This is a genomic window from Viridibacillus sp. NPDC096237 (genome assembly GCF_050278625.1).
Classification (GTDB): domain Bacteria; phylum Bacillota; class Bacilli; order Bacillales_A; family Planococcaceae; genus Viridibacillus.
The window spans coordinates 37,621-62,919 of record NZ_JBNNTI010000022.1 but is presented as its reverse complement, the minus strand read 5'-3'; the positions used below and the strand labels follow the sequence as shown (position 1 = coordinate 62,919).

The following is a 25,299-nucleotide window of genomic DNA, read 5'->3' as shown; positions in this document are numbered from 1 at the left end:
GCGTTCGTCCTGAGCCAGGATCAAACTCTCCATAAAAGTAGTTTGAAAGCTCATTAGCTTTGCTAGCGTATCATCCGAAGATGATATCTATTTTTCGTTTTAATCCACCAACAAAGTTGATGTTTAAAACATTTATTGATTAACGTCTTGCATGTTCAGTTTTCAAGGTTCATTTTGTCGTGCTGTTTTGACGACTTCCATATCTTATCATCCTTTTTGCATTATTGTCAACACATTATCATAAAAAAGTAATAGGGGATTTTTTTAGTGTTAATAAAAAATGAGTGGGAGCGTTGATATGATGCGGAAAACTATCATTATTAGTAGTTTTATTTTGGTTGTTTTTTTATTATTTATACCTACAAAAGAGAAACTTTTAGAAGTTTTTAACGTAACTGATGGGCCAGATATTATCGCAAAAGGAACTTATGGTCAAACATTAACAATTGATGTTTCTTTCGGAGATCAAGAACTGGAGCAATGGGTAAAAACTTTGTCTCCCCCATATCCGCTATTACTATTAGATAAGGATTGGATAAATCGTTCCCCTGCGATTGTACAATTACTTAAAGAAAAAAAGATACCTACTGGATTATTAGGAAAAGAAAGTGCATATTATGAAAGTAATCTACAGGCCTTAGGGGAAGAAATCACTATTTATGAGAAACATTTTGGTGTAAAGCCTTTATGGTTTAGAACAAAGGACCAACTATTCCCTAGTGATATGCGTCAACATTTATGGCAAGAACAAATTAATATGCTTGGATCTTCTAAAGTATGGTCAAAGGATAAACTCCCCATACTTGTCAAAGGAGATATTATTACTGCTCCTATGCATCAAGAACTACGTATAAGTTTTAAAAAAATCGATGCATTACGAGCTAAATATGATTTCTCTACTTTGGAAAAGACAATCTTCGGCTACGATGTGAAAGATAAGAAATTCCCTTAAGAGAGTTGTTATCATTCCTAGGACAGGGATAATTATTAACTTTCCGCGATTTATTCATTAATTAAAAATACAAAGCATATTAGCGTTTCGAATAATAATGTTTAATCAAAAAAGTGATGTCCATATATATAAGGACATCACTTTACTTGTTACTTTACTTTTGATGCTTCAGCTAATCGACGTGCTTTACGGCGTTCTTCTAATTTCAATCGATCTTCATCAGATTTCGCATTATATTTCGGCAAAATTAGCAATTGAAAAGCGTTAACCGCTAATAGAGGGAATAGTAATAACGTTACATATTCATCTCCACCATCCGTGCGCACCCATAACGCGATTAACCATTCCAGTGTAGTTACTACTATCATAAAAAATAATGAAGGAATAAGAACATGTTTCTTCGTTAATTTTGTCTTTTGTATAGCAGTCGCTATGGAACCCGTAAGTAAGACAAGCAATAGAATAATATACAATAACCAATCTTGTGCAGTATGAGCGTATGGTTTGAAGCGGAACAATACTAAATCAATTAACGTGACAACAATAATCAGCATTTGTACCCAATTCCATAATGTTAAGGAACGGAAAATGTTCACTCCAATTTGGTGCACAGTTAAATATGCAAAGAATCCCATTTGTGCAATAACACTCATTGTAAAACCTAAAATAACAAACCAAATAATTCCTGAAAATAACTCTGCCCATTCCCCATTCGAAAAATGTACGGCATAAAAGTCATTCCACCTAATGAATAAACTAAAAACTCCCGTAATGGAACCACCGATTAACATTGCATTTAAGAAAAATTTAAACCAATTTCGTATCGTCACGACTAAAAGTCCTCCGTTTATAAAAACAATTTCTTGTTTCATTCTAACAACGAATGCGTAAAAAATCTATTTCTCCTGCAAATCAATACATATTACTTCGTTAAATGTGAACAATAATTGAAAGCAATATGGAGAAAGTGAGGAATTAAAATGGCCAAAAGGATCATCTTTTCATTTTGCTTCATTGTTTTCTTGGCTGGTTGTTCTGCTAACCAACAAAATACGCAGTCCTATGATGAAGTAAAAAAAATTATGCTCGATGCACTGCAATCTGAAGATGGCAAAAAGGCAATACGACAGCTTCTTGAAGATAACAGCTTCCGGGATTTACTTATATTAGAAAACGAAGAGGTAAAAAAGGCAATCGAAGAAACATTACTATCCAAAAAAGCTGAAGATTATTGGAAAAAGCAGTTTGAAGATCCGAAATTCCGTGAAACGTTTGCAAAAAGCATAAAAAAAGAACAAAAGGACGTTATGAAGGACTTAATTAAAGACGCTTCATTCCAAAAAGACCTTGAGCAATTTTTTGGTCAGCCTGATATGCAAAAACAACTTGAAAAGATTTTAAAATCAGCAAATTCGAAAGAAAACCTAGAAAAAATTATTGCTGAAACGATTGAAAGCCCGCTTCTACAAGAAAAATGGTTGAAACTTATACAATCTGCTGGTGAAACAGCTGGTGGTGAAGAGAAATCCAAGAGTGGCAAGAGTAACGACGAGTCCGGTGGTGGGAAAAAGAAAGAAGGGCAATAATAACCAACATACAAAAAGAAGCGAGTGCCTTGTAAAAGGTACCCGCCTCTTTTTATGATTACTTCTCTTCTAGCTTTCCTATTACGTTGCGTGCGATATCAAGATAAATTTGACCTGTAGCATGATTTTTTGCATAAACAGATGGTGCGAAATCCACGTCATTCCAATCAGGTTGACCTAAAGGAATTTGACCAAGTAATTCTGTACGAAGTTCTTCGGCCAATTTAGGACCGCCGCCTTCGCCGAAAACAAATTCACGTTCGCCAGATACTTTTGATTGGAACCAAGACATATTTTCAATAACACCAAGGATGTTATGATCTGTTTTAATTGCCATTGCGCCTGCACGAGCTGCTACGAATGCAGCAGTCGGGTGCGGCGTTGTTACAACGATTTCATTTGATTCAGGTAGCATTTGGTGAATATCAAGCGCAATATCCCCTGTACCCGGAGGTAAATCCAATAGTAAATAGTCAAGCTCGCCCCATTCTACGTCGCGGAAGAATTGGTCTAACACTTTCCCAAGCATTGGTCCGCGCCATACCACTGGTGCGTTATCTTCAACAAAGAAGCCCATAGAAATCATTTTTACACCTAAACGATCAACAGGAATAATACGATTTTCTTCTACCACTGGCATTGTTTGTACACCCATCATATCAGGTACACTAAAGCCATAGATATCAGCATCAATTAGGCCGACCTTTTTGCCAAGACGCGCAAGAGCTACAGCAAGGTTAACAGATACTGTTGATTTACCTACGCCGCCTTTACCTGAAGCTATTGAAATGAATTTTACATTACTAAGTGGAGATAATACATCTTGTGCCTCCGCTCTTGTAGCTGTACCACGGAATTGCTCTAAAATTTCTTGCGGAAGTTCTTCAAATCGAATACCTACTGTTTCTACTCCATTATTTTTCAAAGCATCTACAACTTGCATTTGTAATTGCATTTGTTCTGGTGTACCAGTTTTAGCAATTGCTACTTTCACACTTACATGATTTTTTTCTTCTTTTATTGATACATTCGTAATACCGTTTGTTTCTGCTAATGTTTTATGTAAAAAAGGATCTTTTAGTTCTCCGACTAATTCACGGACTTGTTGTTCATTAATCACAATAGACACTCCTCTAGTAAATATCTTTTTTCGAATTTTAGTATATCACAAAGGGTATGAATTAGGTCTAAGAGTTGCTTTATTCAATATTGATCTCAAAATATTGCTCAATCCCTTGGACAATTGCATCTGCCATTTGATCTTGGTATTTCGGTGATGTAAGTAATTTTCGTTCTTCTGGATTGCTTATAAAGCCTGTCTCTATTAGCGCAGAAGGCATCGTTGCTTTTTTCAATAAATACACTTGCTTAATAGACAATGCTTCTCGTTTTGTATTCTTCAAATTCTCTCGTATAGAGGATTGAATTTCTTTTGCCAAAAACTCACCGCCAGGATGTCCATTTTGATGATAGAATACCTGAGCACCTCTCCATTTCGTTTCCGGAATTGCATTTGCATGGATACTTATAAAGAGATCTGGTTTTTGTTCAGCTACAAGTCTCTCTCTTAAGAAAATATCTTCTTTTTTACGCTCTCTTAATGTGTTATAAGTTTGATCAGAAGCATGCTCTGCAATAACATCATCATTTTTAGTACGCGTCATAAATACCGTCGCACCTTTTTTCTTTAGCTTCTGCTCTACCTTTTGTGAAATGGCAAGTGTGATATCTTTTTCAATAATATCCGCTGTAGATGCACCGCCATCAATCCCACCATGTCCAGCATCTACTACTATTTTCACTCCGCCAAGTGTTTCTGAAATGAAAAACCCTCGATCTGATGCTTTTACTCCATATACAACAAATAGTATACAACAAAGTAAAATTGTCCCTAAAATAAGCCACCGCTTCAAATAACGACACCGCCCTTTTGCATTATTATATGCTATATGCTTGGACGATATGTCCTAATGATTAGCTTATATAAAATCATTTATACTAATACTTTATAATTTAAAACAAAAAACCGCCCCATAAAAATGGGACGGTTTGAATTCGCATAAACGAATGATTAACGTTTTGAGAATTGAGGTGCACGACGAGCGCCGCGAAGACCTGGCTTCTTACGTTCTTTCATACGTGGGTCACGAGTAAGTAGACCTGCTGATTTAAGTGCTGGACGGAAATCAGGATCAACTGTTAGTAAAGCACGTGCAATACCATGACGGATTGCGCCAGCTTGACCTGTGTATCCACCACCATTCACGTTAACGTGAATGTCGTAGCTTCCAACTGTTTCAGTTGCTACTAATGGTTGTTTAATAATTTCGCGTAAAGCAGCGAATGGGACGTAGTTTTCAACGTCGCGATTGTTAATAACGATATTTCCTTCGCCTGGTACTAAACGTACGCGAGCTACAGAACTTTTACGACGACCTGTGCCGATATATTGAACTTGTGCCAAGGGTATTTCCTCCTCTAATAATTATCCGCGAAGCTCATATGCTTCTGGTTTTTGTGCTGCGTGTGGGTGTTCTGCTCCAGCGTATACGTGAAGTTTAGTGAACATTTGACGACCTAAAGAGTTTTTAGGAAGCATCCCTTTGATAGCTAATTCTAGCATTTGTTTTGGATATTTTTCTTTCATTTCACCTGCAGTACGAGTTTTTAAACCACCTGCATATTGAGTGTGACGGTAATAAATTTTATCTTGTAATTTTTTACCTGTTAATTCGATTTTACCAGCGTTGATAAGGATTACGTGATCCCCAGTGTCAACGTTTGGTGTGAAAATTGCTTTATGTTTACCGCGTAAGATAGCAGCTACTTCAGAAGCTAAACGACCAAGAGTTTTGCCTTCTGCATCAACTACTAACCATTTACGCTCTACTTCGTGACCTTTAGCCATGAATGTTGTACGCATGTTAGTATCCTCCTACTATTTGTTTCTATTTTCTGTTCCAATTGTTTTCTTTATCCACAACACTATAAGATTCGGGGCTTATCGAGTGGGGTAATGAAAATACCATATGTCATAATATAACGAATAACAACTTTTGTCAAGGGCTTAACCAAAAACACCTGGAGATGTTGCTTCAGTCGCTATAGAACACAAATTCTAAGTACAATCCGTGTGGTGGCGCCGTTTTACCGGCATTCCCTCGATTCATTGAAGCAATAATTGAGGTGAGCTCATCAGCTTGGCGTTTACCAATTCCGACTTCCCATAAAGTACCTGCAATAATTCGCACCATATTATACAAAAAGCCATTTCCTTCAATTGTCATATGCAATTCCTCACCATGCCATTCAAAGTCCAACTTTGCAACAGTACGCACTTTATCTTTCACGCTTGTATTGGCTGCACAAAAACATGAAAAATCATGTGTCCCTAGAATATACTGTGCTGCTTCTTGCATTGCCATAACATTTGGCTTTACACCATTGGTAGGTGTCGCATAAAAACGTCTAAAAGGGCTCTGTATGGCTTCACAAGACCAAATATAGCGATAACGCTTACCATGTACGCTAAACCTTGCGTGAAAGTCATCAGACACCTCTTCTATTTGAACAATTCGGATGTCTCTCGGTAATTGAACGTTTATTGCTTGTGCATAACGATCAAGAGGAATGGACAGTGTAGTGTCAAAATGGATAACTTGGCCAGTTGCATGCACTTTAGCATCTGTTCTTCCACTCGCTGTCACCTGGACAATCTCATTTTTATGCATGACGGTAAGCACTTTTTGAAGCTCTTCTTGCACAGTACGTTTCTCCGGTTGCACTTGGTAACCAGAGAAATTCGTTCCATCATATGTGATTGTAGCTTTCATTCTTCTTTTCATCGTTATGCAATCTCCTCATTCATTAACTACGAAGGGTTATTAATAATGCTGTCATGGCTACAAGTAACAGAATCGCTAATATATCCTTACTATCCCACTTCAATTGGCGATAGCGTGTGCGGCCTTCTCCGCCACGATAACCACGTACTTCCATTGCCGTCGCCAAATCCTCAGCACGTTTAAATGCGCTAACGAAGAGTGGTACTAGCAGTGGTACAACAGCTTTTACGCGTTCTTTGATTGGTCCAGTACTAAGATCCGATCCGCGCGCCATTTGTGCCTTCATAATTTTATCAGTTTCATCCATTAATGTTGGAATGAAACGAAGTGATATTGACATCATTAGTGCTAACTCATGCACAGGCAATTTTAATTTTTTGAATGGATTTAAAAGCACTTCTAAACCATCTGTAATCGAAATAGGTGAAGTTGTTAGCGTCAAAATTGATGTCATAAATACTAATACTAAAAATCTAATAGAAATGAAAATACCTTGTTTCAAACCTTCTTCATATATACTGATAAACTTCCAATGATAAAGTAAATTGCCTTCTTTAGTAAAGAAAATATGAAGTAAGAATGTAAATGCCATTAAGATAATAACCGGCTTCAAGCCATTTATTAAAAAGTATAATTTAATCCTTGAAACAAAAATAACAAGTAATGTAAAGACAAGCAGAGCTGCATATGTCACAGGGTTGTTCGCTAAAAATACGATAATGATAAATGAGAACACAAATAAAAGTTTCGAGCGGGGATCTAATTTATGAACGAAGGATTCCCCTGGCATAAAGCGGCCAAAAATCATTTTCTCCATCATTGACCCGCACGCTCCTCTCTAACAGCTACCGCAATCGCAGAAGCAAGCTCTTCTTCCGTTAGACAAAGTATTGGTAACTTACGGCCCATCTTCTCTTCTAACGCTCTCTGAAAGCGTACAATACGCGGCGGCTCTAATCGATACTTCGCCAATTGCTCAGCATTTCCGAAGATTTCTTCCGGACTCCCTGTTAATACGCATTTGCCTTCATGCATAATCGCAATTCGATCTGCATACCGTGCCGCATCTTCCATACTATGTGTCACAAGAATTGTCGTTAAATTCTTTTCCTTGTGTAGTTGTAGGAATAAATTCATAATTTCTTTACGACCTCGCGGATCAAGTCCAGCTGTCGGCTCATCAAGGACAATTACTTCTGGTTCCATAGCGAGCACCCCTGCAATAGCAACACGTCGCATTTGACCACCCGATAAATCAAAGGGGGACTTATCAAGTACCGTATGTGATAACCCTACGAGCTCGATTAGTTGCTGCGCACGTTTTATCGCTTCTTCTTCAGAGACACCAAAATTCATAGGACCAAAAATAATATCTTTTAAAACCGTTTCTTCAAATAACTGATGTTCGGGAAATTGAAATACAATCCCTACTTTTTGACGAACCGATTTTAAATCCTTCGCCTTTTTACCAGCTGTAATAGTTCTGTCCCCGATTTGTATAGTACCTTCTGTAGGTTTTAAAAGTGCATTTAGATGTTGTAAAATCGTAGACTTCCCTGAACCCGTATGACCTATAATTGCTTGATAGCTACCTGAAGGAATAGCCAATTCAACATCAAATAACGCTCTTTTTTCAAAAGGCGTCCCTTGTGCATAAGCATAACTTACTTTTTGAAGTTGGATTTCCATAAGTCATTCACCAGCTCTTCTTCTGTCATGTGCTCGCCTAAAAGCTTTACACCATTTTCGTTCAAAAGCTTCGTTAGCTTCATAGCAAATGGTAGATCTAAACCAAGCTCTACTAATTGGTCGCCTAAAGCGAAAATTTCAGATGGTGTTCCTTCAGCAAATTTCTTGCCACCATTCATAAATAACATACGGTCAGCTAAAATAGCTTCTTCTAAATCATGCGTAATTGATAGGACAGTTAATCCGGTCTCCTCACGTAATGCTTGTACAGTAGCAAGTACTTCAGCACGACCTTGAGGGTCTAACATTGATGTCGCTTCATCCAAAATCAATAATCTCGGTTTTAATGCAAGAGCACCTGCAATTGCTACACGTTGCTTTTGCCCACCTGATAAGTGCTGTGGCTCATGATTTAAAAACTGATCCATTTTTACCTGTTTCAGTGCTTCATGTACACGTTCGACCATTTCTTTATATGGTATTCCATTATTCTCAAGTGCGAATGCTACATCATCCTGCACTGTCGCTCCTACAAACTGATTATCAGGGTTTTGAAACACCATACCCATTTGAGATCTTATATCCCATAGGTTTTCTTCTGTTAATGACTCATTCATAACCTTAATCGTTCCTTCTTGTGGAAACAATAAGCCGTTCATAAGGCGTGCGATAGTTGATTTGCCAGATCCGTTATGGCCAACGATTGCTATCCATTCGCCTTCTTGGACAGTAAAAGATACGTCTTCAACCGCGTTCTTAGTATCCGGTTCGTCCGGGGAATATGTAAATGTTATGTGATCCAGTGATAAGATTTCATCCATTTGCTCTAAACTCCTCTCGCTCAACTTCGCTCTGCTGTTCTCTCTAACTTACACTGTTTTATGTATTAATACTAGCTGAAAAGATTCTATATTAGAAAAATACGACTTTTGCTCAATATGGCGAAAGTCGATTCTTTTCATTACCAATATTTAGTGGACAGGAGCAAGTGCTCTTCCAATTTAAATAAAAAAGCGCGCACCCCATTCAGAGAAATGCGCTTTGTTTCGTATCTCCGTTCTTAAAGTTGCTCAGACTTTAAGAGTGAATGAGGTGCGTAGAGCTAAACGAGACGGCACTATGTCCGCTCATCATAACACTCTGCTTTTAAATTTGTCGTATAAATCTTAATTCTAATTTTTAAAAAAAGAGGGTGCAGTTCAAATAGCTATGAACCAAACACCCTCCTCCACATCGTATGATTAAACTAGTTCAATCACAACTACAGGCGCACCGTCACCGCGGCGAGGTCCCATTTTCATAATGCGTGTATAACCGCCTTGGCGTTCAGCGTAGCGTGGTGCTACATCATCGAACAATTTTTGCAAAGCGTAAACTGTTGATTCATTGCCTTCAGCGTCAGTTGTAGTAGCTAATTCACGACGAATAAATGTAGCTGCTTGACGACGAGCATGCAAGTCTCCGCGTTTGCCTAAAGTAATCATTTTCTCAACAACCGAACGTAATTCTTTAGCACGAGTTTCTGTTGTTTCAATGCGCTCATTGATGATTAAGTCAGTCGCTAAATCGCGTAACATCGCTTTACGTTGAGAACTTGTACGTCCAAGTTTTCTGTAACCCATGGATGTTTCCCTCCTTTGTTCAATAACTGATCAGTCTTTTATATAAAAGTTCGCTTAGTCTTCTTCGCGTAACCCTAAACCAAGCTCTTCTAACTTCGCTTTTACTTCTTCTAATGATTTACGTCCTAGGTTACGAACTTTCATCATGTCGTCCTCAGACTTGTTAGCAAGTTCAAGAACAGTGTTGATACCTGCTCGTTTTAAACAGTTGTAAGAACGAACCGAAAGATCAAGCTCTTCGATAGTCATCTCTAAGACTTTTTCTTTTTGGTCTTCTTCTTTTTCAACCATGATTTCAGCAGTTTGTGCCTCGTCTGTTAAACCAACGAAGATATTTAAGTGCTCGGTTAATATTTTTGCTCCGAGCGAAATCGCCTCTTTAGGACCGATGCTACCATCTGTCCATACATCAAGAGAAAGTTTATCGAAATCAGACGATTGTCCAACACGAGTATTTTCTACTTGGAAGTTGACGCGTGAAACTGGAGTGTAAATAGAGTCGATCGGGATCACGCCAATTGGAAGATCCTCGCGTTTGTTTTGATCAGCAGGAGTGTAACCACGTCCACGTTGCGCATACATACGCATACGAAGATGACCATTTTTAGCAATAGTTGCAATATATAGATCTGGGTTTAACACTTCAACGTCACTGTCATGCGTGATATCCGCAGCAGTTACTACTCCGTCACCTTTGAAATCTATTTCAATGACTTTTTCTTCATCAGAATAGATTTTTAAAGCTAGCTTTTTAATGTTCAAAATAATTGATGCAACATCTTCTACAACGCCCTCAATAGTAGAGAATTCGTGTAGTACGCCGTCAATTTGGATTGAAGTAACAGCAGCTCCTGGTAAAGAAGACAGAAGGATACGACGTAAAGAATTTCCCAAAGTGTTTCCATATCCACGTTCAAGTGGTTCTACAACAAACTTGCCGTATTTGGCATCATCGCTGATCTCAACGGTTTCAATCTTTGGTTTTTCAATTTCGATCATTCAAATTTACCCTCCTTCAAAACATCGAATGTATGATTTTTATTTCCTACATAAAATCGAATGTCTAATCAATCATGTGTTTGCACAATTCAGTTTGTACAAGAAATGAGATTCTCAATCAATAGATTGAGATTCATCAATTATACACGACGACGTTTTGGTGGGCGGCAACCGTTATGTGGAACTGGAGTTACATCTTTAATTGCTGTAACGTCTAAACCTGCAGCTTGAAGTGCACGAATAGCAGCTTCACGACCTGCACCAGGACCCTTAACAGTTACTTCTAAAGTTTTTAAACCATGCTCGATTGATGTTTTAGCAGCAGTTTCAGCAGCCATTTGTGCAGCAAAAGGAGTTGATTTACGAGAACCACGGAATCCTAGAGCACCTGCACTTGACCAAGAAACAGCGTTACCTTGCATGTCAGTGATGGTTACAATTGTATTATTAAATGTAGAACGGATGTGAGCAATACCAGATTCGATATTCTTTTTCACACGACGTTTACGAGATTGTTGTTTACGTGCCATGTTAAGAAGAAACCTCCTTTACCGATTATTTTTTCTTGTTCGCTACAGTTTTACGAGGACCTTTACGCGTACGCGCATTGTTCTTCGTATTTTGACCGCGAACAGGTAAACCGCGACGGTGACGGATACCACGGAAAGATCCGATTTCCATCAAACGTTTGATGTTTAGAGAGATCTCACGACGAAGATCACCTTCTAATTTATATGTGTCTAATTGTTCACGGATTTTGTTAAGTTCGTCTTCAGTAAGATCGCGAACTCGAGTACTTTCAGAAACACCTGCACCAGCAAGAACCTGCTTAGCAGTAGTGTTACCTACTCCGTAAATGTAAGTTAATGAAATTACAACGCGTTTGTCGCGAGGAATGTCAACACCAGCAATACGTGCCATATACGTTGTGCACCTCCTTCAAATTAACCTTGTTTTTGTTTGTGTTTAGGATTTTCACAGATTACCATTACTTTACCGCGTCGGCGAATAACTTTACATTTTTCGCAGATCGGTTTCACAGATGGTCTCACTTTCATCTAACCTAACCTCCTTAGTGGTCCGGAGTGCAAAAGATTATTTAAAACGGTATGTGATACGACCGCGAGTTAAGTCATATGGAGATAACTCAATTGTTACTTTATCTCCAGGCAAGATGCGAATAAAGTGCATACGAATTTTGCCCGATACATGAGCAAGAACTGTATGACCATTTTCTAATTCTACCTTAAACATCGCGTTTGGCAAAGTCTCAACAACTGTGCCTTCGATTTCAATTACATCGTCTTTCGCCATCGACCCTGTCTCCCTTCTATATGCAATTCAGGTTCCCATCTTCAAATCAAACGGAATTTGCTTCAAGTGTGTTTCTTTCATGAAAGAAGCGACTCGTCTCAACATATGTTTGGATTGTATGAGAGATGTTCGAAAGACGCTCATCAGGTTTCGCTTCTTACAACCCATGGAATTGACTCCCCGTTTGAACCCTGTTTCCCTCATGTCAACACGCCCATCCGGAATTGCCTTGGATAAGATCCTTCCATACCCGTTTACATAGATGCTTCCACGAAACCCATTATACCCTTTCAGAACTAGGATTGCATCAAGGACAAAGGGTATCCCATATACCGATACATCTAATTCATCAGTGCATAGACCGGGCACAATATGCTTTTGCAGCTCTCGAAAATACATTTCCGTTGCTACCGCATACTCCCCGCGGAGGCAGTTATCTGCACCCGGGATTCGGGTATTAGTTGCGGCTGCCCTGTAATAGAGCATCTACGTCAGCAAATACATCAGAGATATCTTGCTGTCCGTTGATATTTGTTAATACATCTTTAGCTTGATAAAAATCAAGTAAAGGTTGTGTTTGTTTGATATTTATTTCCAGACGGTTAGTAACCGTTTCTGGATTATCGTCTGCTCTTTGATAAAGTTCTCCTCCGTCTTTATCACAAATGCCTTCCTCTTTTGGAGGATTAAACACTAAGTGATAAGCAGAGCCACATACTTTACAGATACGACGACCTGTTAAACGTTTAATCAATTCTTCTTGTTCTACTTGAATATTTACTACATACTCTATCTTCTTACCTAAATCAGATAAAATATTATCTAATGAATCAGCTTGTTCAATAGTACGTGGGAAACCATCTAGTAGGAAGCCTTGATCACAATCAGGTTGGCTTAAGCGTTCGCGAACGATACCAATCGTCACTTCATCAGGTACAAGAGCACCTTTATCAATAAACGATTTCGCTAAAAGACCTAATTCCGTACCACCTTTAATAGCTGCACGGAACATATCGCCTGTAGAAATATGAGGGATTGCGTACTTCTCAACAATTTTATCTGCTTGAGTGCCTTTACCAGCACCAGGCAAACCCATCAAAACGATATTCATACAGAGAGAGCCCCCTCAAGTTATTGTGAAGGTTTAAGGAACGAAAACCGTCCCTAAAAACCAACATTATTTCATGAAACCTTTGTAGTGACGCTTCACAAGTTGTGATTCTAATTGTTTCATCGTTTCCAGTGCAACACCGACAACGATTAGTAAACTAGTACCGCCAATTTGTGCCGATTCTGGAAGCTTCGCAACATTAATGAAAATGATCGGAAGGATCGCAACAAGCGACAAGAAGATCGCACCTACAAACGTTAAGCGATATAAAACAGTTGTTAGATAATCTTGAGTACTTTTACCTGGGCGAATACCCGGAATATAGGCACCCTGTTTCTTCAGGTTATCTGCAACTTTTTCAGGATTCACTTGAACGAACGCATAGAAATATGCAAACGCTACAATTAACGATACATAAATCATCATCCCAACTGGTTGAGAATAATTAAACGTTGTTTCAATGAACCGAGTTGCTTTATTATCTCCAAAGAAAGTCGCAATTGTTCTAGGCGTTACGATAAACGCAACAGCGAAGATTACTGGGATAACCCCAGCTGCATTTACTTTCAATGGTAAATGAGATTGTTGTGCACCTCTTTGAGCACCAGCACGTTTTGCATATTGAATAGGAATTTTACGCAAAGCTTGTTGAACGTAAATAACACCTACTACAATAACAAGAGCGGCCAATACAATAAGAGCCATCACGATAATACGGATGAACAATTGCTCTCCCGCATTCTCGAATTGCGAAGCATAAATTTGATTCACACTGTTTGGCAATGCAGCTACGATACCTGCGAAGATGATAATGGAAATACCATTTCCGACACCTTTTTCAGTAATTTGCTCACCTAACCAAAGTAAAAATGCAGTACCAGCAGTTAACACAATCGCAATTGTTAAGTACGTCATAACACCCTCGTCTTTAATCAATGAACCGCCATACATACGGTTGAAACCGTAAGACATTGCGATTGATTGAATAAATGCAAGGATAATTGCGAAGTAACGTGTAAATTGAGCGATTTTACGTCGACCAACTTCACCTTGTTTTGACCACTCAGTGAACTTTTGGACAACATCCATTTGCAATAGCTGAACTATAATTGAAGCCGTAATGTAAGGCATTATACCCATAGCAAAAATCGAGAAGTTTTTCAAAGCTCCTCCACCAAATGTATTTAAGAAACCAACTAAACTATTTTGATCAGAGGCTTTTAATACATTAGCGTCGACGTTTGGTACCGGTATAAACGTACCAAGACGGAATACGACCAACATCAAAAGAGTGAAAATGATTTTATTTCTAATATCTCTCACGCGCATAAAGTTAGAGATTGTTTGAAACATTAAATCACCTCGATTTGTCCGCCGGCATTCTCAATTGCTTCTTTAGCAGAAGCTGAGAATTTATGAGCTTTAACAGTAAGCTTTTTCTCAACAGTTCCATTACCAAGAACTTTGATTCCAGCTTTCTCGTTGCTCACAACACCAGTTTCGATTAATAAAGCTGGTGTTACTTCTGTGCCGTCTTCAAAACGATTTAAAGCGTCAAGGTTTACGATAGCGTATTCTTTACGATTAATGTTCGTAAATCCACGTTTAGGTAAACGACGGAACAATGGGTTTTGACCGCCTTCAAATCCTGGACGAACGCCGCCGCCAGAACGAGCTTTTTGACCTTTATGACCTCTACCAGAAGTTTTACCGTTACCAGAACCGATACCACGACCTACGCGGTTACGCTCTTTACGTGAACCTAAAGCTGGTTCTAACTCATGAAGTTTCATTTGGGTGGCACCTCCTTGTTATTGATTTTTGAATTAAATCTCTGTAACAGTAACTAAGTGTGCTACTTTCGTGATCGCACCGCGAACAGCCACGTTATCTGGATGTTCAACAGTATGATTTACTTTACGTAAGCCAAGCGCTTCGATTGTTTTACGTTGAGCAGGTTTAGTACCGATTAAACTTTTAGTAAGGGTAATTTGTAATTTAGTTGACATATTATTTCCCCCCTTAACCTAATAGTTCTTCTACTGATTTACCGCGAAGTTTTGCAACTTCTTCAGCATGTTTAAGTTCAGATAAACCTCTAACAGTAGCGCGAACCATGTTAATTGGCGTATTTGAACCAAGTGATTTTGAAAGAATATCAGTGATACCAGCAAGTTCTAATACAGCACGAACTGGTCCACCAGCGATAACTCCTGTACCAGGAGCAGCAGGTTTAATCATGATGTTACCTGCACCGAAGCGGCCCATGATTAAGTGTGGTGTTGTACCACCAACACGTGGAACTTCGATCAAGTTTTTCTTCGCATCTTCTACTGCTTTGCGAATTGCATCAGGTACTTCCTGAGCTTTACCTGTACCGAAACCAACATGGCCGTTACGGTCTCCAACCACTACTAGTGCAGTGAAGCGGAAACGACGTCCACCTTTAACAACCTTAGCAACGCGGTTGATCGTAACAACGCGTTCTTCAAGTTCTAGTTTGTTTGCGTCAATGCGACTCATGAAATGTGTACCTCCTTCTTATTAAAATTCTAAACCATTAGCACGTGCAGCTTCAGCTAAAGCTTTCACACGTCCATGATATAAGTAACCACCACGGTCAAATACAACAGCTTTGATGTTTTTTTCCGCAGCGCCTTTAGCGATAATTTCACCGATTTTTGTAGCAGCTTCTAAGTTACCAGCAGTTCCTTCAAACTCTTTATCCATAGTTGAAGCACTTACTAGTGTTAGGCCTTTAGAATCATCGATAATTTGTGCGTAAATGTGTTTGTTTGAACGGAATACGTTTAAACGTGGACATTCAGCAGTACCAGTAATTTTAGAACGCACGCGCGCATGACGTTTTTTACGAACTTGATTTTTATCTTGTTTCGTAATCACAGAGGTCACTCCTTTCTAATGCTTTAAGCAGCATTATTTACCTGTTTTACCTTCTTTACGACGAACGAATTCGCCTTCATAACGGATCCCTTTGCCTTTATAAGGCTCTGGCGGACGCACTTGACGGATGTTTGAAGCAAGAGCTCCAACACGTTCTTTGCTAATCCCTTTAATGATAACTTTAGTGTTTGAAGGAACTTCAATAGTTACTCCTTCTTCAGGTGTGAACTCAACTGGGTGTGAGTAACCTACGTTCAATACAAGTTTAGTTCCTTGTAATTGAGCACGGTAACCTACACCAACTAATTCAAGTGCACGTTCAAATCCTTCAGAAACACCAGTAATCATGTTTGCTAAAAGAGCACGAGTTGTACCATGGTTAGTACGGTGGTCTTTTGATTCAGAAGGACGAGATACTGTGATCACGTTACCTTCTTGTTCAATTTTCATATCTTTGTTAAAAGAGCGAACAAGTTCACCTTTTGGTCCTTTAACAGTTACAGTGTTATCAGCAGCGATAGTTACAGTTACTGTTGCAGGTACCTCGATTGGTTTTTTACCTACGCGAGACATTAATGTTGCACCTCCATTCTTTTGTTGCTAATTACCAAACGTAAGCTAAGATTTCTCCGCCAACTTGTTTAGCGCGAGCTTCTTTATCAGTTAATAAACCATTTGAAGTTGAAACTAAAGCGATTCCTAGTCCGTTCAACACTTTAGGTACTTCATTAGTTTTCGCATAAACGCGTAAACCTGGTTTAGAAATACGTTTTAATCCTGTAATAACACGTTCGTTTTCTTGGCCATATTTTAAGAAGATACGGATGATACCTTGTTTGTCATCTTCTACATACTCAACGTCACGTACAAAACCTTCACGCTTAAGAATTTCAGCGATCTCTTTTTTGATGTTAGAAGCCGGAACCTCTAATTTCTCGTGACGGACCATGTTAGCATTACGAATGCGTGTAAGCATATCTGCAATCGGATCTGTCATTGTCATTACATTTACCTCCTTCCCAAATTAGGGGATTACCAGCTGGCTTTTTTCACGCCAGGAATTTGTCCCTTATATGCAAGTTCTCGGAAACAAATACGGCAAAGTTTAAATTTGCGGTATACAGAGTGTGGACGCCCACAGCGTTCACAACGAGTGTATTCTTGCACTTTAAACTTTTGCGTGCGTTGTTGTTTAACGATCATTGATTTTTTAGCCACGTTTTCGCCCTCCTTGTTTTATTACTTTTGGAACGGCATACCGAATTGAGTTAGTAACTCGCGAGCTTCTTCATCAGAGTTCGCAGTAGTTACGATAACGATATCCATACCGCGTACTTTAGAAACTTTATCGTAGTCGATTTCTGGGAAGATTAATTGCTCTTTAACACCAAGAGTATAGTTACCGCGACCGTCAAATGCTTTTTTAGAAACACCACGGAAGTCACGTACACGTGGAAGAGAAACAGCGATTAGTTTATCCAAGAAGTCATACATACGCTCACCGCGTAATGTAACTTTCGCACCGATTGGCATTCCTTCACGAAGACGGAAACCTGCGATAGATTTTTTAGCTTTAGTTACAACAGGTTTTTGACCTGTGATTAATGCTAATTCTTCAACAGCTGAGTCAAGAACTTTAGAGTTTTGAACTGCGTCACCAACACCCATGTTAATAACGATTTTGTCAACTTTAGGAACTTGCATAACTGATGTATATTCAAACTTGCTCATAAGAGCAGGTGAAACTTCGTTTACAAATTTTTCTTTTAGGCGGCTCATGTGTTTGTACCTCCCTTCTCTATAACTTATTTATCGATTACAGCACCTGATTTTTTTGCTACACGAACTTTTTTGCCATCTTCGATTTTATAACCTACGCGAGTCGGCTCGCCAGATTTTGGATCGATTAGCATTACGTTCGAAACGTGAATTGCTGCCTCTTGGCTGACAATTCCACCTTGTGGGTTAACTTGGTTAGGTTTCACGTGTTTTTTGACGATGTTTACACCTTCAACTAGTACACGATCATTTTTAGGGAAAGCAGCAAGAATGATACCTGTTTTGCCTTTTTCTTTACCTGAAATAACCTTTACCTTGTCGCCTTTTTTAACATGCATTCTGTCGCACCTCCTTGATTGGCACTTTCATGAAAATTAAAGAACTTCCGGAGCTAAAGATACGATTTTCATGAAGCTGTTGTCACGTAGTTCACGTGCTACAGGTCCGAAAATACGAGTTCCGCGTGGTGATTTGTCATCTTTGATGATTACACATGCGTTTTCATCGAATTTGATGTAAGTACCGTCTTTACGACGAACGCCGCTTTTCGTACGAACGATTACAGCTTTTACTACTTCACCCTTCTTGACAACGCCACCTGGTGTTGCTTTCTTGACAGTACATACGATTACATCGCCGATGTTCGCTGTTTTACGTCCAGAACCACCAAGTACTTTGATAGTTAATACTTCTTTCGCACCTGAGTTGTCAGCAACTTTTAAACGGGTTTCTTGTTGGATCACTTAGGTTACCTCCCTTCGGACGTTGTTAGTTCCGAAATTTAATTAGATAATAACCGCTTTTTCTACTACTTCAATCAAACGGAAACGTTTAGTAGCTGATAGCGGACGAGTTTCCATAATGCGGACGATATCTCCAACTTTTGCTTCGTTGTTTTCATCATGCGCTTTGAATTTCTTAGAGTATTTTACACGTTTGCCATAAAGCTTGTGCTTTTTGTGTGTTTCGATTAAAACTGAGATAGTTTTATCCATTTTATCTGAAACTACACGGCCAGTGTAAACTTTGCGTTGATTACGCTCAGTCATGCTGCAAACCTCCTTTATCAGTTATTTGCACTGATTTCTCTTTCACGAATCACAGTTTTCATACGCGCAATTGCTTTGCGTACTTCGCGGATGCGAGCTGTGTTTTCTAATTGACCAGTCGCCAATTGGAAGCGAAGGTTAAAAAGCTCTTCTTTCAGTGATTTTACTTTAGTTTCGATCTCTGCTGTTGTAAGTTCACGGATTTCATTAGCTTTCATTAGATTCACCACCAATTTCTTCACGTTTAACGATCTTACATTTCACAGGAAGTTTATGAGATGCTAAACGAAGTGCTTCACGAGAGATTTCCTCAGAAACGCCTCCGATTTCGAACATAATTTTTCCTGGTTTAACTACTGCTACCCATCCCTCAGGAGCACCTTTACCTGAACCCATACGAACTTCTAGAGGCTTTTTCGTATATGGTTTATGTGGGAAGATTTTAATCCAAACTTTACCGCCACGTTTCATGTAACGAGTCATCGCGATACGAGCAGATTCGATTTGACGGTTAGTGATCCAGCTAGCTTCAGTTGCTTGTAAACCGAATTCGCCGAATGCAATTTCTTTACCGCCTTTCGCTTCTCCACGCATTTTTCCGCGGTGTACACGACGGTATTTTACGCGTTTTGGCAATAACATATTATTTGCCTCCTTCCTCAGAGTTCTTCTTCACTGGAAGGACTTCACCGCGGTAAATCCATACTTTAACACCTAATTTACCATAAGTAGTGTCAGCTTCTGCATGAGCATAATCAATGTCAGCACGAAGAGTATGAAGCGGAACAGTTCCTTCACTATAATGTTCAGCACGCGCGATATCAGCGCCGCCTAGACGACCAGATACTTGAGTTTTAATCCCTTTAGCGCCTGCACGCATTGTGCGTTGAATAGTTTGTTTTTGTGCACGACGGAATGATACACGGTTTTCTAATTGGCGAGCAATGTTTTCTGCTACCAATTTAGCGTCAAGATCTGCACGTTTGATTTCAACAATATTGATGTGAACGCGTTTACCAGTGATCTTGCCAAGGTTTTTACGAAGTGATTCCACTTCAGTACCGCCCTTACCAATTACCATACCTGGTTTCGCAGTGTGAATTGTAATATTAACACGGTTTGCAGCGCGTTCGATTTCTACTTTAGAAACTGAAGCTTCTTTTAAGCTTGTTTCAATGTATTTACGTACTTTAATGTCTTCATGAAGTAAAGTAGCGTACTCTTTTTCAGCGTACCATCTAGATTCCCAATCACGAATGACACCAACACGTAATCCTATTGGATGTACTTTTTGACCCACGTATTATCCCTCCTTCTTCTCAGATACCACTAGAGTAATGTGGCTTGTACGTTTGTTAATTGCGCTTGCACGTCCTTGTGCGCGTGGACGGAAACGTTTTAACGTTGGACCTTCATCAACGAATACTTCTGAAATAACCAAGTTATTTACATCTAAATCATAGTTATGTTCAGCATTTGCAACTGCAGATTTTAGTACTTTTTCAACTACAGGAGACGCTGCTCTTGGAGTGTGACGTAAAATTGCAACCGCTTCGCCAATTTGCTTGCCTCGGATTAAATCAACCACTAAGCGGACTTTACGAGGAGCAATGCGAACTGTGCGAGCAATAGCTTTAGCTTCTTGCATCAGGATTTACCTCCCCTCATATTAGCGTACTGATGTTTTCTTATCATCTGCACCATGACCTTTATATGTGCGTGTTGGTGCGAACTCACCTAGTTTATGACCTACCATATCTTCAGTCACGTATACAGGAACATGTTTACGTCCATCATATACAGCGATAGTTAGTCCGATAAAATTCGGGAAGATTGTAGAACGGCGAGACCAAGTCTTGATAACTTGTTTTTTCTCAGAAGCCTCTTGTGCTTCCACTTTTTTCATTAAGTGGTCATCGACAAAAGGTCCTTTTTTCAAGCTGCGACCCATATTGGAGCCTCCCTCCGTGATCCCACTACGGTTCTTTCAACGAACCGCAGTCTAATCACTTTATTTTTTACGACGACGAATGATAAGTTTGTCGGATTTATTTTTCTTGTTACGAGTTTTGTAACCAAGAGCTGGTTTACCCCATGGAGTCATTGGTGATTTACGTCCGATTGGAGAACGTCCTTCACCACCACCGTGTGGGTGATCGTTCGGGTTCATTACAGATCCACGTACAGTTGGGCGTTTGCCTAACCAACGAGTACGACCTGCTTTACCGATGTTGATTAATTCGTGTTGTTCGTTACCAACTTGACCAATTGTAGCGCGGCAAGTAGCAAGGATCATACGAACTTCACCAGATTGAAGACGAACTATTACGTATTTACCCTCTTTACCAAGGATTTGAGCTGATGTACCAGCAGAACGTACTAATTGTCCACCTTTACCAGGTTTCATTTCGATGTTATGGATTGTAGTACCCATTGGGATATTTTCAAGTGGTAACGCGTTACCTACTTTAATATCAACATCTGCACCTGATAAAATTGTCATTCCTACAACTAGACCTTTAGGTGCTAGGATGTAGCGTTTTTCACCATCTGCATAATTAATTAATGCGATGTTTGCAGAACGGTTTGGATCATATTCGATAGTAGCAACGCGTCCTGGAATGCCATCTTTCAAACGTTTGAAATCGATGACACGGTATTGGCGTTTATGACCACCACCATTATGACGAACAGTGATTTTACCTTGGTTATTACGACCAGCTTTGCGTTTAGTCGGTTCTAACAATGATTTCTCAGGCTTGTTAGTTGTGATTTCAGCAAAGTCAGATGACGTCATGTTACGACGACCATTTGAGGTAGGCTTATACTTTTTAATCGCCATTTGAGTTCCCTCCTTCTTTATTGTTCAATTATGAACGAAAATTACATTTCGAATAATTCGATTTCGTTGCCAGCAACTAATTTAACAATTGCTTTACGGCGTTTGTTTGTGTAACCACCGAATTTACCAACGCGTTTGTATTTACCTTTGTAGTTCATGATGTTTACTTTCTCAACTTTAACTCCAAAGATAGCTTCAACAGCGTCTTTAACTTCAGTTTTGTTGGCACGAGTGTCAACTTCAAATGTATATTTGTTTTCTGCCATTAGTTCTGAAGAACGCTCAGTAATGACAGGACGTTTTAAAATATCACGTGCTTCCATTAACCAAGCACCTCCTCAACTTTTTCTACAGCAGCTTTAGTGAAAACTACTTTTTCGTGACCTAAAAGATCAAGTACGTTGATACCAGCAGCTGGTACAACAGTAACGCCTTGGATGTTACGAGCAGATAATGCTACGTTTTCATCTAAATTAGCAGTTACGAATAATGCTTTAGATTCGATTGAAAGATCTTTAAGAACTTTTACGAAATCTTTAGTTTTTGGCGCGTCTAGTTTAAGAGTGTCTAGTACTAAGAAATTAGTTTCTAATACTTTAGCAGATAAAGCTGATTTAAGTGCTAAACGACGAACTTTTTTCGGTAGTTTGTAGCTGTAGCTACGAGGTACTGGACCGAATACTACACCACCACCACGCCATTGTGGAGAGCGGATAGAACCTTGACGAGCACGACCTGTTCCTTTTTGCTTCCATGGTTTACGACCACCACCAGCAACTTCAGAACGGTTTTTAACTTTATGGTTACCTTGACGTAATGAAGCGCGTTGAGCGATTACTGCGTCGAATAACACGTTTTGGTTTGGTTCGATTCCGAAGATTGCATCGTTTAATTCGATTTCACCAACAGAAGAACCCGTTTGACTAAGCAAAGATACTTTTGTCATTCCTGTTTCCTCCTTTCTTCGGTAAGTTAGTTAGCTTTAATAGCAGCTTTCACTGTTACTAATGCTTTACGAGAACCAGGAACATTACCTTTAATAAGTAGTAAGTTGCGTTCAACGTCAACTTTTACAATTTGTAAATTTTGGATTGTAACAACTCCGCCACCCATTTGACCAGGTAATTTCTTTTGTTTGAATACGCGGTTCGGAGCAACTGGACCCATTGAACCAGGACGACGGTGGTAACGAGAACCGTGGGCCATAGGACCACGAGATTGTCCGTGGCGTTTAATAACACCTTGGAAACCTTTACCTTTAGTAACACCTGTTACATCTACTACATCGCCTTCTGCGAAAATTTCAACTTTGACTTCTTGACCAACCTCGTACTCAGCTAAGTTTACATCGCGGATTTCGCGGATGAAGCGCTTAGGAGCAGTGCTTGCTTTAGCTACGTGTCCTTTTTCAGGTTTATTAGAAAGCTTTTCGCGCTTATCTTCAAAACCAATTTGGATTGCTTCGTAGCCATCTGTATCAACTGATTTCTTTTGAAGAACTACGTTTGGAGTAGCTTCAACTACAGTTACAGGGATTAAATCACCGTTCTCAGCAAAAACTTGCGTCATACCGATTTTTCTACCTAAGATTCCTTTGGTCATTTGTCACACCTCCTGTGATTATTGTTTTTCTATTTTCATTTTTACCATTAAAGTTTGATTTCAATATCAACGCCAGATGGTAAATCAAGTTTCATTAACGCGTCAACAGTTTGTGGTGTTGGGTTAACGATATCGATCAGACGTTTATGAGTACGCATCTCGAATTGCTCACGAGAATCTTTGTACTTATGAACGGCACGCAGAATTGTGTACACCGATTTTTCAGTTGGAAGTGGAATCGGACCTGATACACTTGCACCTGAACGTTTAGCAGTTTCCACAATTTTCTCAGCAGATTGATCAAGAATTCTGTGATCATATGCTTTCAAACGGATACGGATTTTTTGTTTTGCCATTACTTTCCCTCCTTTTCGCCTATTTCCTAGACATTCTCCACGGAAATTTCTCCGTCACACGCGCCATGGCAATGCGGCCGGGTGTGTCGGCAACCTCCCGCTTCATCGCAGTCGAAGACCAACATTTGATATTATACACATAAAAAAAAGAATAAGCAAGTCTTTTTGCTAAACTCTTTTCAGTGTCACATTTATTCTATGTTACCTTCACATTTTGCTCTTCAGCAGATTCCAAGTATATAAAATAAACTTCTAAATTGCAAATATTTTGGTATAAAAAAAGATGCAATTCAATAAGAATCACATCTTTACTATTATAAGAAGAATACACAAGCAATCCAACCAAAGATTATTAGTGGGATATTCACGAAGATAAATGTCGGTACACATGTATCCCAAATATGATTGTGCTGTCCATCAACATTCAACCCAGCTGTTGGTCCAAGAGTCGAATCTGATGCAGGTGATCCAGCATCCCCTAAAGCACCCGCTGTTCCAATCAGACACATAATCGCTAATGGACTTAATCCTAGTTCTACAGATAATGGTACAAATAATGTTGCGATGATAGGAATCGTTGCAAATGACGAGCCAATTCCCATTGTTACGATTAATCCGATGATTAGCATAACAAATACCGCTAGGCTAGCATTACCCTCTAAAATACTTAGAGAACCGGTAATTAAGGTATCTATATCCCCTGTTGCATTAATAACAGCAGCAAATCCATTTGCTGCTATCATAACGAAACCGATAAATGACATCATACGCATACCATCTGTTAAGACCTCATCCGCTTCTCTCCATTTTAATGCTCCAGTTACATACATGGCCGTAATACCTGCAAACGCACCTACAATCATAGAATCTGTCGTAATCTGTGTATATAGAGAAACAATTAATGCCAAGATAGTTGAGAAAATCACTCTTTTACTAACCTTTAATTCAATAGAATCAGTATTAACATCTGTTTCTTCATAACGTCGTGGTTTTCTATAAAAGAAAAAAGCGATAACTAAACCAACAATCATACCAAATACCGGGATAGCCATTGCTATAGGAACGTCATTTACTGATACATTCATTCCAGCTTTTGTTACTTGAGTTGCTATAATCTCTTGGAAAATAGAACCGAATCCTGCTGGTACAAAACTATATGTACCGACTAAACCTACCGCAATAATCGTAGCAATGATTCGGCGATCTACTTCAAGCATATTTAATATTTTTAAAATTGGTGGAATTAATAACGGTATAAAAGCTATATGAATTGGGATTAAGTTTTGAGAAAAAACAGCCATCGCAAAGATTAAAAGAAATATTAAAGCCTTCACTAGCCCATTTCTATTACTTTCACCATTTTTATTTAGAAGTTTTAAAATAGATGCAATCATTAACTCTGGAATTCCTGTTTTTGAAATGGCGATTGCAAAACCACCTAATAACCCGTAACTTAAAGCAATCGTTGCTCCTGCTCCTAGACCTTCTGTAAACGTCTCTACGGTTTTAGTAATCCCCATACCACTTGTTAGGCCCCCTGCAAATGCACCTAACACAAGAGAAAGTACTACATTTATACGTAATAAGCTTAATATCAACATAACAGCTATTGCTATAATCACAGCATTCATACTCTCCACTTCGCTTTC

At 39.1% G+C, this 25,299-nt stretch carries 41 protein-coding genes; 2 read left to right on the top strand and 39 right to left on the bottom strand.

The features are described from left to right. Positions 1-298: 298 nt before the first annotated feature. On the top strand, positions 299-952 hold the full coding sequence (locus ACQKMD_RS13345) for a hypothetical protein (protein ID WP_427752618.1): 654 nt from the start codon (positions 299-301) through the stop codon (positions 950-952). Between the two features lie 149 nt (positions 953-1,101). Here the strand turns inward: ACQKMD_RS13345 and ACQKMD_RS13340 are convergent, their stop codons facing one another. Further along, the gene (locus ACQKMD_RS13340) at positions 1,102-1,782 is read right to left on the bottom strand and encodes a KinB-signaling pathway activation protein (protein WP_427752617.1); all 681 of its coding nucleotides are present in this window, start codon (positions 1,780-1,782) and stop codon (positions 1,102-1,104) included. A 150-nt stretch (positions 1,783-1,932) separates the two neighbouring features. Here ACQKMD_RS13340 and gerD point away from each other — a divergent pair, with 150 nt between their 5' ends. After that, positions 1,933-2,538: a spore germination lipoprotein GerD gene (gerD, locus tag ACQKMD_RS13335; protein WP_427752616.1), complete on the top strand. Its 606-nt coding sequence runs from the start codon at positions 1,933-1,935 to the stop codon at positions 2,536-2,538. Between the two features lie 58 nt (positions 2,539-2,596). Here the strand turns inward: gerD and ACQKMD_RS13330 are convergent, their stop codons facing one another. The 38 genes from ACQKMD_RS13330 to ACQKMD_RS13145 form a co-directional block, all read right to left on the bottom strand. Next, positions 2,597-3,658, bottom strand: coding sequence for a P-loop NTPase (locus ACQKMD_RS13330; protein ID WP_427752615.1), 1,062 nt, complete (start codon positions 3,656-3,658; stop codon positions 2,597-2,599). Positions 3,659-3,737: 79 nt separating this feature from the next. After that, positions 3,738-4,451: an N-acetylmuramoyl-L-alanine amidase gene (locus tag ACQKMD_RS13325; protein WP_427752614.1), complete on the bottom strand. Its 714-nt coding sequence runs from the start codon at positions 4,449-4,451 to the stop codon at positions 3,738-3,740. A gap of 158 nt (positions 4,452-4,609) precedes the next feature. Next, positions 4,610-5,002, bottom strand: coding sequence for a 30S ribosomal protein S9 (gene rpsI, locus ACQKMD_RS13320; RefSeq protein ID WP_038179136.1), 393 nt, complete (start codon positions 5,000-5,002; stop codon positions 4,610-4,612). A 21-nt stretch (positions 5,003-5,023) separates the two neighbouring features. After that, complete coding sequence (gene rplM, locus ACQKMD_RS13315; protein WP_427752613.1) at positions 5,024-5,461, bottom strand: 50S ribosomal protein L13; 438 nt, start codon at positions 5,459-5,461, stop codon at positions 5,024-5,026. A gap of 172 nt (positions 5,462-5,633) precedes the next feature. Further along, positions 5,634-6,383 carry a tRNA pseudouridine(38-40) synthase TruA gene (gene truA, locus ACQKMD_RS13310; RefSeq protein ID WP_427752612.1) on the bottom strand — a complete coding sequence of 250 codons (750 nt, stop codon included), beginning with the start codon at positions 6,381-6,383 and terminating at the stop codon, positions 5,634-5,636. A gap of 22 nt (positions 6,384-6,405) precedes the next feature. Beyond that, on the bottom strand, positions 6,406-7,203 hold the full coding sequence (locus ACQKMD_RS13305; RefSeq protein ID WP_427752611.1) for an energy-coupling factor transporter transmembrane component T family protein: 798 nt from the start codon (positions 7,201-7,203) through the stop codon (positions 6,406-6,408). Beyond that, a complete protein-coding gene (locus tag ACQKMD_RS13300; protein ID WP_427752610.1) occupies positions 7,200-8,072 on the bottom strand; it encodes an energy-coupling factor ABC transporter ATP-binding protein in 873 nt (290 codons plus the stop codon). The genes ACQKMD_RS13305 and ACQKMD_RS13300 overlap by 4 nt, the downstream gene beginning before the upstream one ends. After that, a complete protein-coding gene (locus ACQKMD_RS13295) occupies positions 8,048-8,893 on the bottom strand; it encodes an energy-coupling factor ABC transporter ATP-binding protein (protein WP_427752609.1) in 846 nt (281 codons plus the stop codon). The genes ACQKMD_RS13300 and ACQKMD_RS13295 overlap by 25 nt, the downstream gene beginning before the upstream one ends. 420 nt (positions 8,894-9,313) lie before the next feature. Then, positions 9,314-9,694, bottom strand: a complete 381-nt coding sequence (rplQ, locus tag ACQKMD_RS13290) for a 50S ribosomal protein L17 (protein WP_038179125.1) — start codon at positions 9,692-9,694, stop codon at positions 9,314-9,316. A 54-nt stretch (positions 9,695-9,748) separates the two neighbouring features. Beyond that, positions 9,749-10,693, bottom strand: a complete 945-nt coding sequence (locus ACQKMD_RS13285) for a DNA-directed RNA polymerase subunit alpha (protein WP_038179123.1) — start codon at positions 10,691-10,693, stop codon at positions 9,749-9,751. 140 nt (positions 10,694-10,833) lie between these two features. Continuing rightward, the gene (gene rpsK / locus ACQKMD_RS13280) at positions 10,834-11,223 is read right to left on the bottom strand and encodes a 30S ribosomal protein S11 (RefSeq protein ID WP_053418552.1); all 390 of its coding nucleotides are present in this window, start codon (positions 11,221-11,223) and stop codon (positions 10,834-10,836) included. Between the two features lie 25 nt (positions 11,224-11,248). After that, complete coding sequence (rpsM, locus tag ACQKMD_RS13275) at positions 11,249-11,614, bottom strand: 30S ribosomal protein S13 (protein WP_038179120.1); 366 nt, start codon at positions 11,612-11,614, stop codon at positions 11,249-11,251. 23 nt (positions 11,615-11,637) lie between these two features. Next, positions 11,638-11,751: a 50S ribosomal protein L36 gene (gene rpmJ / locus ACQKMD_RS13270; RefSeq protein ID WP_000868344.1), complete on the bottom strand. Its 114-nt coding sequence runs from the start codon at positions 11,749-11,751 to the stop codon at positions 11,638-11,640. Positions 11,752-11,788: 37 nt separating this feature from the next. Then, on the bottom strand, positions 11,789-12,007 hold the full coding sequence (gene infA / locus ACQKMD_RS13265) for a translation initiation factor IF-1 (protein WP_038179110.1): 219 nt from the start codon (positions 12,005-12,007) through the stop codon (positions 11,789-11,791). 457 nt (positions 12,008-12,464) lie between these two features. Next, entirely contained in the window at positions 12,465-13,118 is a 654-nt protein-coding gene (locus ACQKMD_RS13260; protein WP_427752608.1) for an adenylate kinase, read from the bottom strand. A gap of 66 nt (positions 13,119-13,184) precedes the next feature. After that, complete coding sequence (secY, locus tag ACQKMD_RS13255; protein ID WP_427752607.1) at positions 13,185-14,471, bottom strand: preprotein translocase subunit SecY; 1,287 nt, start codon at positions 14,469-14,471, stop codon at positions 13,185-13,187. Then, complete coding sequence (gene rplO / locus ACQKMD_RS13250; RefSeq protein ID WP_427752606.1) at positions 14,471-14,911, bottom strand: 50S ribosomal protein L15; 441 nt, start codon at positions 14,909-14,911, stop codon at positions 14,471-14,473. The genes secY and rplO overlap by 1 nt, the downstream gene beginning before the upstream one ends. A 33-nt stretch (positions 14,912-14,944) precedes the next feature. Further along, the gene (gene rpmD / locus ACQKMD_RS13245) at positions 14,945-15,127 is read right to left on the bottom strand and encodes a 50S ribosomal protein L30 (RefSeq protein WP_038179101.1); all 183 of its coding nucleotides are present in this window, start codon (positions 15,125-15,127) and stop codon (positions 14,945-14,947) included. Between the two features lie 13 nt (positions 15,128-15,140). Then, positions 15,141-15,641 (bottom strand): 30S ribosomal protein S5, encoded by a 501-nt coding sequence (gene rpsE / locus ACQKMD_RS13240; RefSeq protein ID WP_038179099.1) that lies wholly within the window; start codon positions 15,639-15,641, stop codon positions 15,141-15,143. A 21-nt stretch (positions 15,642-15,662) separates the two neighbouring features. Further along, a complete protein-coding gene (gene rplR / locus ACQKMD_RS13235) occupies positions 15,663-16,022 on the bottom strand; it encodes a 50S ribosomal protein L18 (RefSeq protein ID WP_427752604.1) in 360 nt (119 codons plus the stop codon). A 33-nt stretch (positions 16,023-16,055) separates the two neighbouring features. Continuing rightward, a complete protein-coding gene (rplF, locus tag ACQKMD_RS13230) occupies positions 16,056-16,595 on the bottom strand; it encodes a 50S ribosomal protein L6 (RefSeq protein WP_427752603.1) in 540 nt (179 codons plus the stop codon). A 31-nt stretch (positions 16,596-16,626) separates the two neighbouring features. Next, positions 16,627-17,025 (bottom strand): 30S ribosomal protein S8, encoded by a 399-nt coding sequence (gene rpsH / locus ACQKMD_RS13225; protein ID WP_038179093.1) that lies wholly within the window; start codon positions 17,023-17,025, stop codon positions 16,627-16,629. 29 nt (positions 17,026-17,054) lie between these two features. Next, positions 17,055-17,240, bottom strand: coding sequence for a 30S ribosomal protein S14 (gene rpsN, locus ACQKMD_RS13220; protein WP_008406949.1), 186 nt, complete (start codon positions 17,238-17,240; stop codon positions 17,055-17,057). A 21-nt stretch (positions 17,241-17,261) separates the two neighbouring features. Then, entirely contained in the window at positions 17,262-17,801 is a 540-nt protein-coding gene (rplE, locus tag ACQKMD_RS13215; protein ID WP_427752602.1) for a 50S ribosomal protein L5, read from the bottom strand. A 26-nt stretch (positions 17,802-17,827) separates the two neighbouring features. Further along, the gene (gene rplX / locus ACQKMD_RS13210; protein ID WP_427752601.1) at positions 17,828-18,139 is read right to left on the bottom strand and encodes a 50S ribosomal protein L24; all 312 of its coding nucleotides are present in this window, start codon (positions 18,137-18,139) and stop codon (positions 17,828-17,830) included. 36 nt (positions 18,140-18,175) lie between these two features. Further along, positions 18,176-18,544: a 50S ribosomal protein L14 gene (gene rplN, locus ACQKMD_RS13205; RefSeq protein ID WP_038179086.1), complete on the bottom strand. Its 369-nt coding sequence runs from the start codon at positions 18,542-18,544 to the stop codon at positions 18,176-18,178. A 42-nt stretch (positions 18,545-18,586) separates the two neighbouring features. Continuing rightward, on the bottom strand, positions 18,587-18,850 hold the full coding sequence (gene rpsQ, locus ACQKMD_RS13200) for a 30S ribosomal protein S17 (protein ID WP_427752600.1): 264 nt from the start codon (positions 18,848-18,850) through the stop codon (positions 18,587-18,589). Positions 18,851-18,867: 17 nt separating this feature from the next. After that, complete coding sequence (gene rpmC / locus ACQKMD_RS13195; protein WP_038179082.1) at positions 18,868-19,068, bottom strand: 50S ribosomal protein L29; 201 nt, start codon at positions 19,066-19,068, stop codon at positions 18,868-18,870. Further along, positions 19,058-19,492 carry a 50S ribosomal protein L16 gene (gene rplP / locus ACQKMD_RS13190; protein ID WP_427734157.1) on the bottom strand — a complete coding sequence of 145 codons (435 nt, stop codon included), beginning with the start codon at positions 19,490-19,492 and terminating at the stop codon, positions 19,058-19,060. The genes rpmC and rplP overlap by 11 nt, the downstream gene beginning before the upstream one ends. Before the next feature lies 1 nt (position 19,493). Next, positions 19,494-20,150: a 30S ribosomal protein S3 gene (rpsC, locus tag ACQKMD_RS13185; protein ID WP_038179079.1), complete on the bottom strand. Its 657-nt coding sequence runs from the start codon at positions 20,148-20,150 to the stop codon at positions 19,494-19,496. Between the two features lie 3 nt (positions 20,151-20,153). Continuing rightward, positions 20,154-20,498 (bottom strand): 50S ribosomal protein L22, encoded by a 345-nt coding sequence (rplV, locus tag ACQKMD_RS13180; RefSeq protein WP_038179077.1) that lies wholly within the window; start codon positions 20,496-20,498, stop codon positions 20,154-20,156. 21 nt (positions 20,499-20,519) lie between these two features. Continuing rightward, entirely contained in the window at positions 20,520-20,801 is a 282-nt protein-coding gene (gene rpsS / locus ACQKMD_RS13175; protein ID WP_038179075.1) for a 30S ribosomal protein S19, read from the bottom strand. Positions 20,802-20,861: 60 nt separating this feature from the next. After that, positions 20,862-21,692, bottom strand: coding sequence for a 50S ribosomal protein L2 (gene rplB, locus ACQKMD_RS13170; protein ID WP_427752599.1), 831 nt, complete (start codon positions 21,690-21,692; stop codon positions 20,862-20,864). A gap of 41 nt (positions 21,693-21,733) precedes the next feature. Then, positions 21,734-22,015, bottom strand: coding sequence for a 50S ribosomal protein L23 (rplW, locus tag ACQKMD_RS13165; protein ID WP_427752597.1), 282 nt, complete (start codon positions 22,013-22,015; stop codon positions 21,734-21,736). Next, positions 22,015-22,638 carry a 50S ribosomal protein L4 gene (gene rplD / locus ACQKMD_RS13160; RefSeq protein ID WP_427752596.1) on the bottom strand — a complete coding sequence of 208 codons (624 nt, stop codon included), beginning with the start codon at positions 22,636-22,638 and terminating at the stop codon, positions 22,015-22,017. The genes rplW and rplD overlap by 1 nt, the downstream gene beginning before the upstream one ends. A 26-nt stretch (positions 22,639-22,664) precedes the next feature. Continuing rightward, entirely contained in the window at positions 22,665-23,294 is a 630-nt protein-coding gene (gene rplC / locus ACQKMD_RS13155) for a 50S ribosomal protein L3 (RefSeq protein ID WP_427752594.1), read from the bottom strand. Between the two features lie 47 nt (positions 23,295-23,341). Further along, positions 23,342-23,650, bottom strand: coding sequence for a 30S ribosomal protein S10 (rpsJ, locus tag ACQKMD_RS13150; protein ID WP_004233624.1), 309 nt, complete (start codon positions 23,648-23,650; stop codon positions 23,342-23,344). Positions 23,651-23,964: 314 nt separating this feature from the next. Beyond that, complete coding sequence (locus ACQKMD_RS13145) at positions 23,965-25,281, bottom strand: Na+/H+ antiporter family protein (RefSeq protein ID WP_427752593.1); 1,317 nt, start codon at positions 25,279-25,281, stop codon at positions 23,965-23,967. Positions 25,282-25,299: the final 18 nt, after the last annotated feature.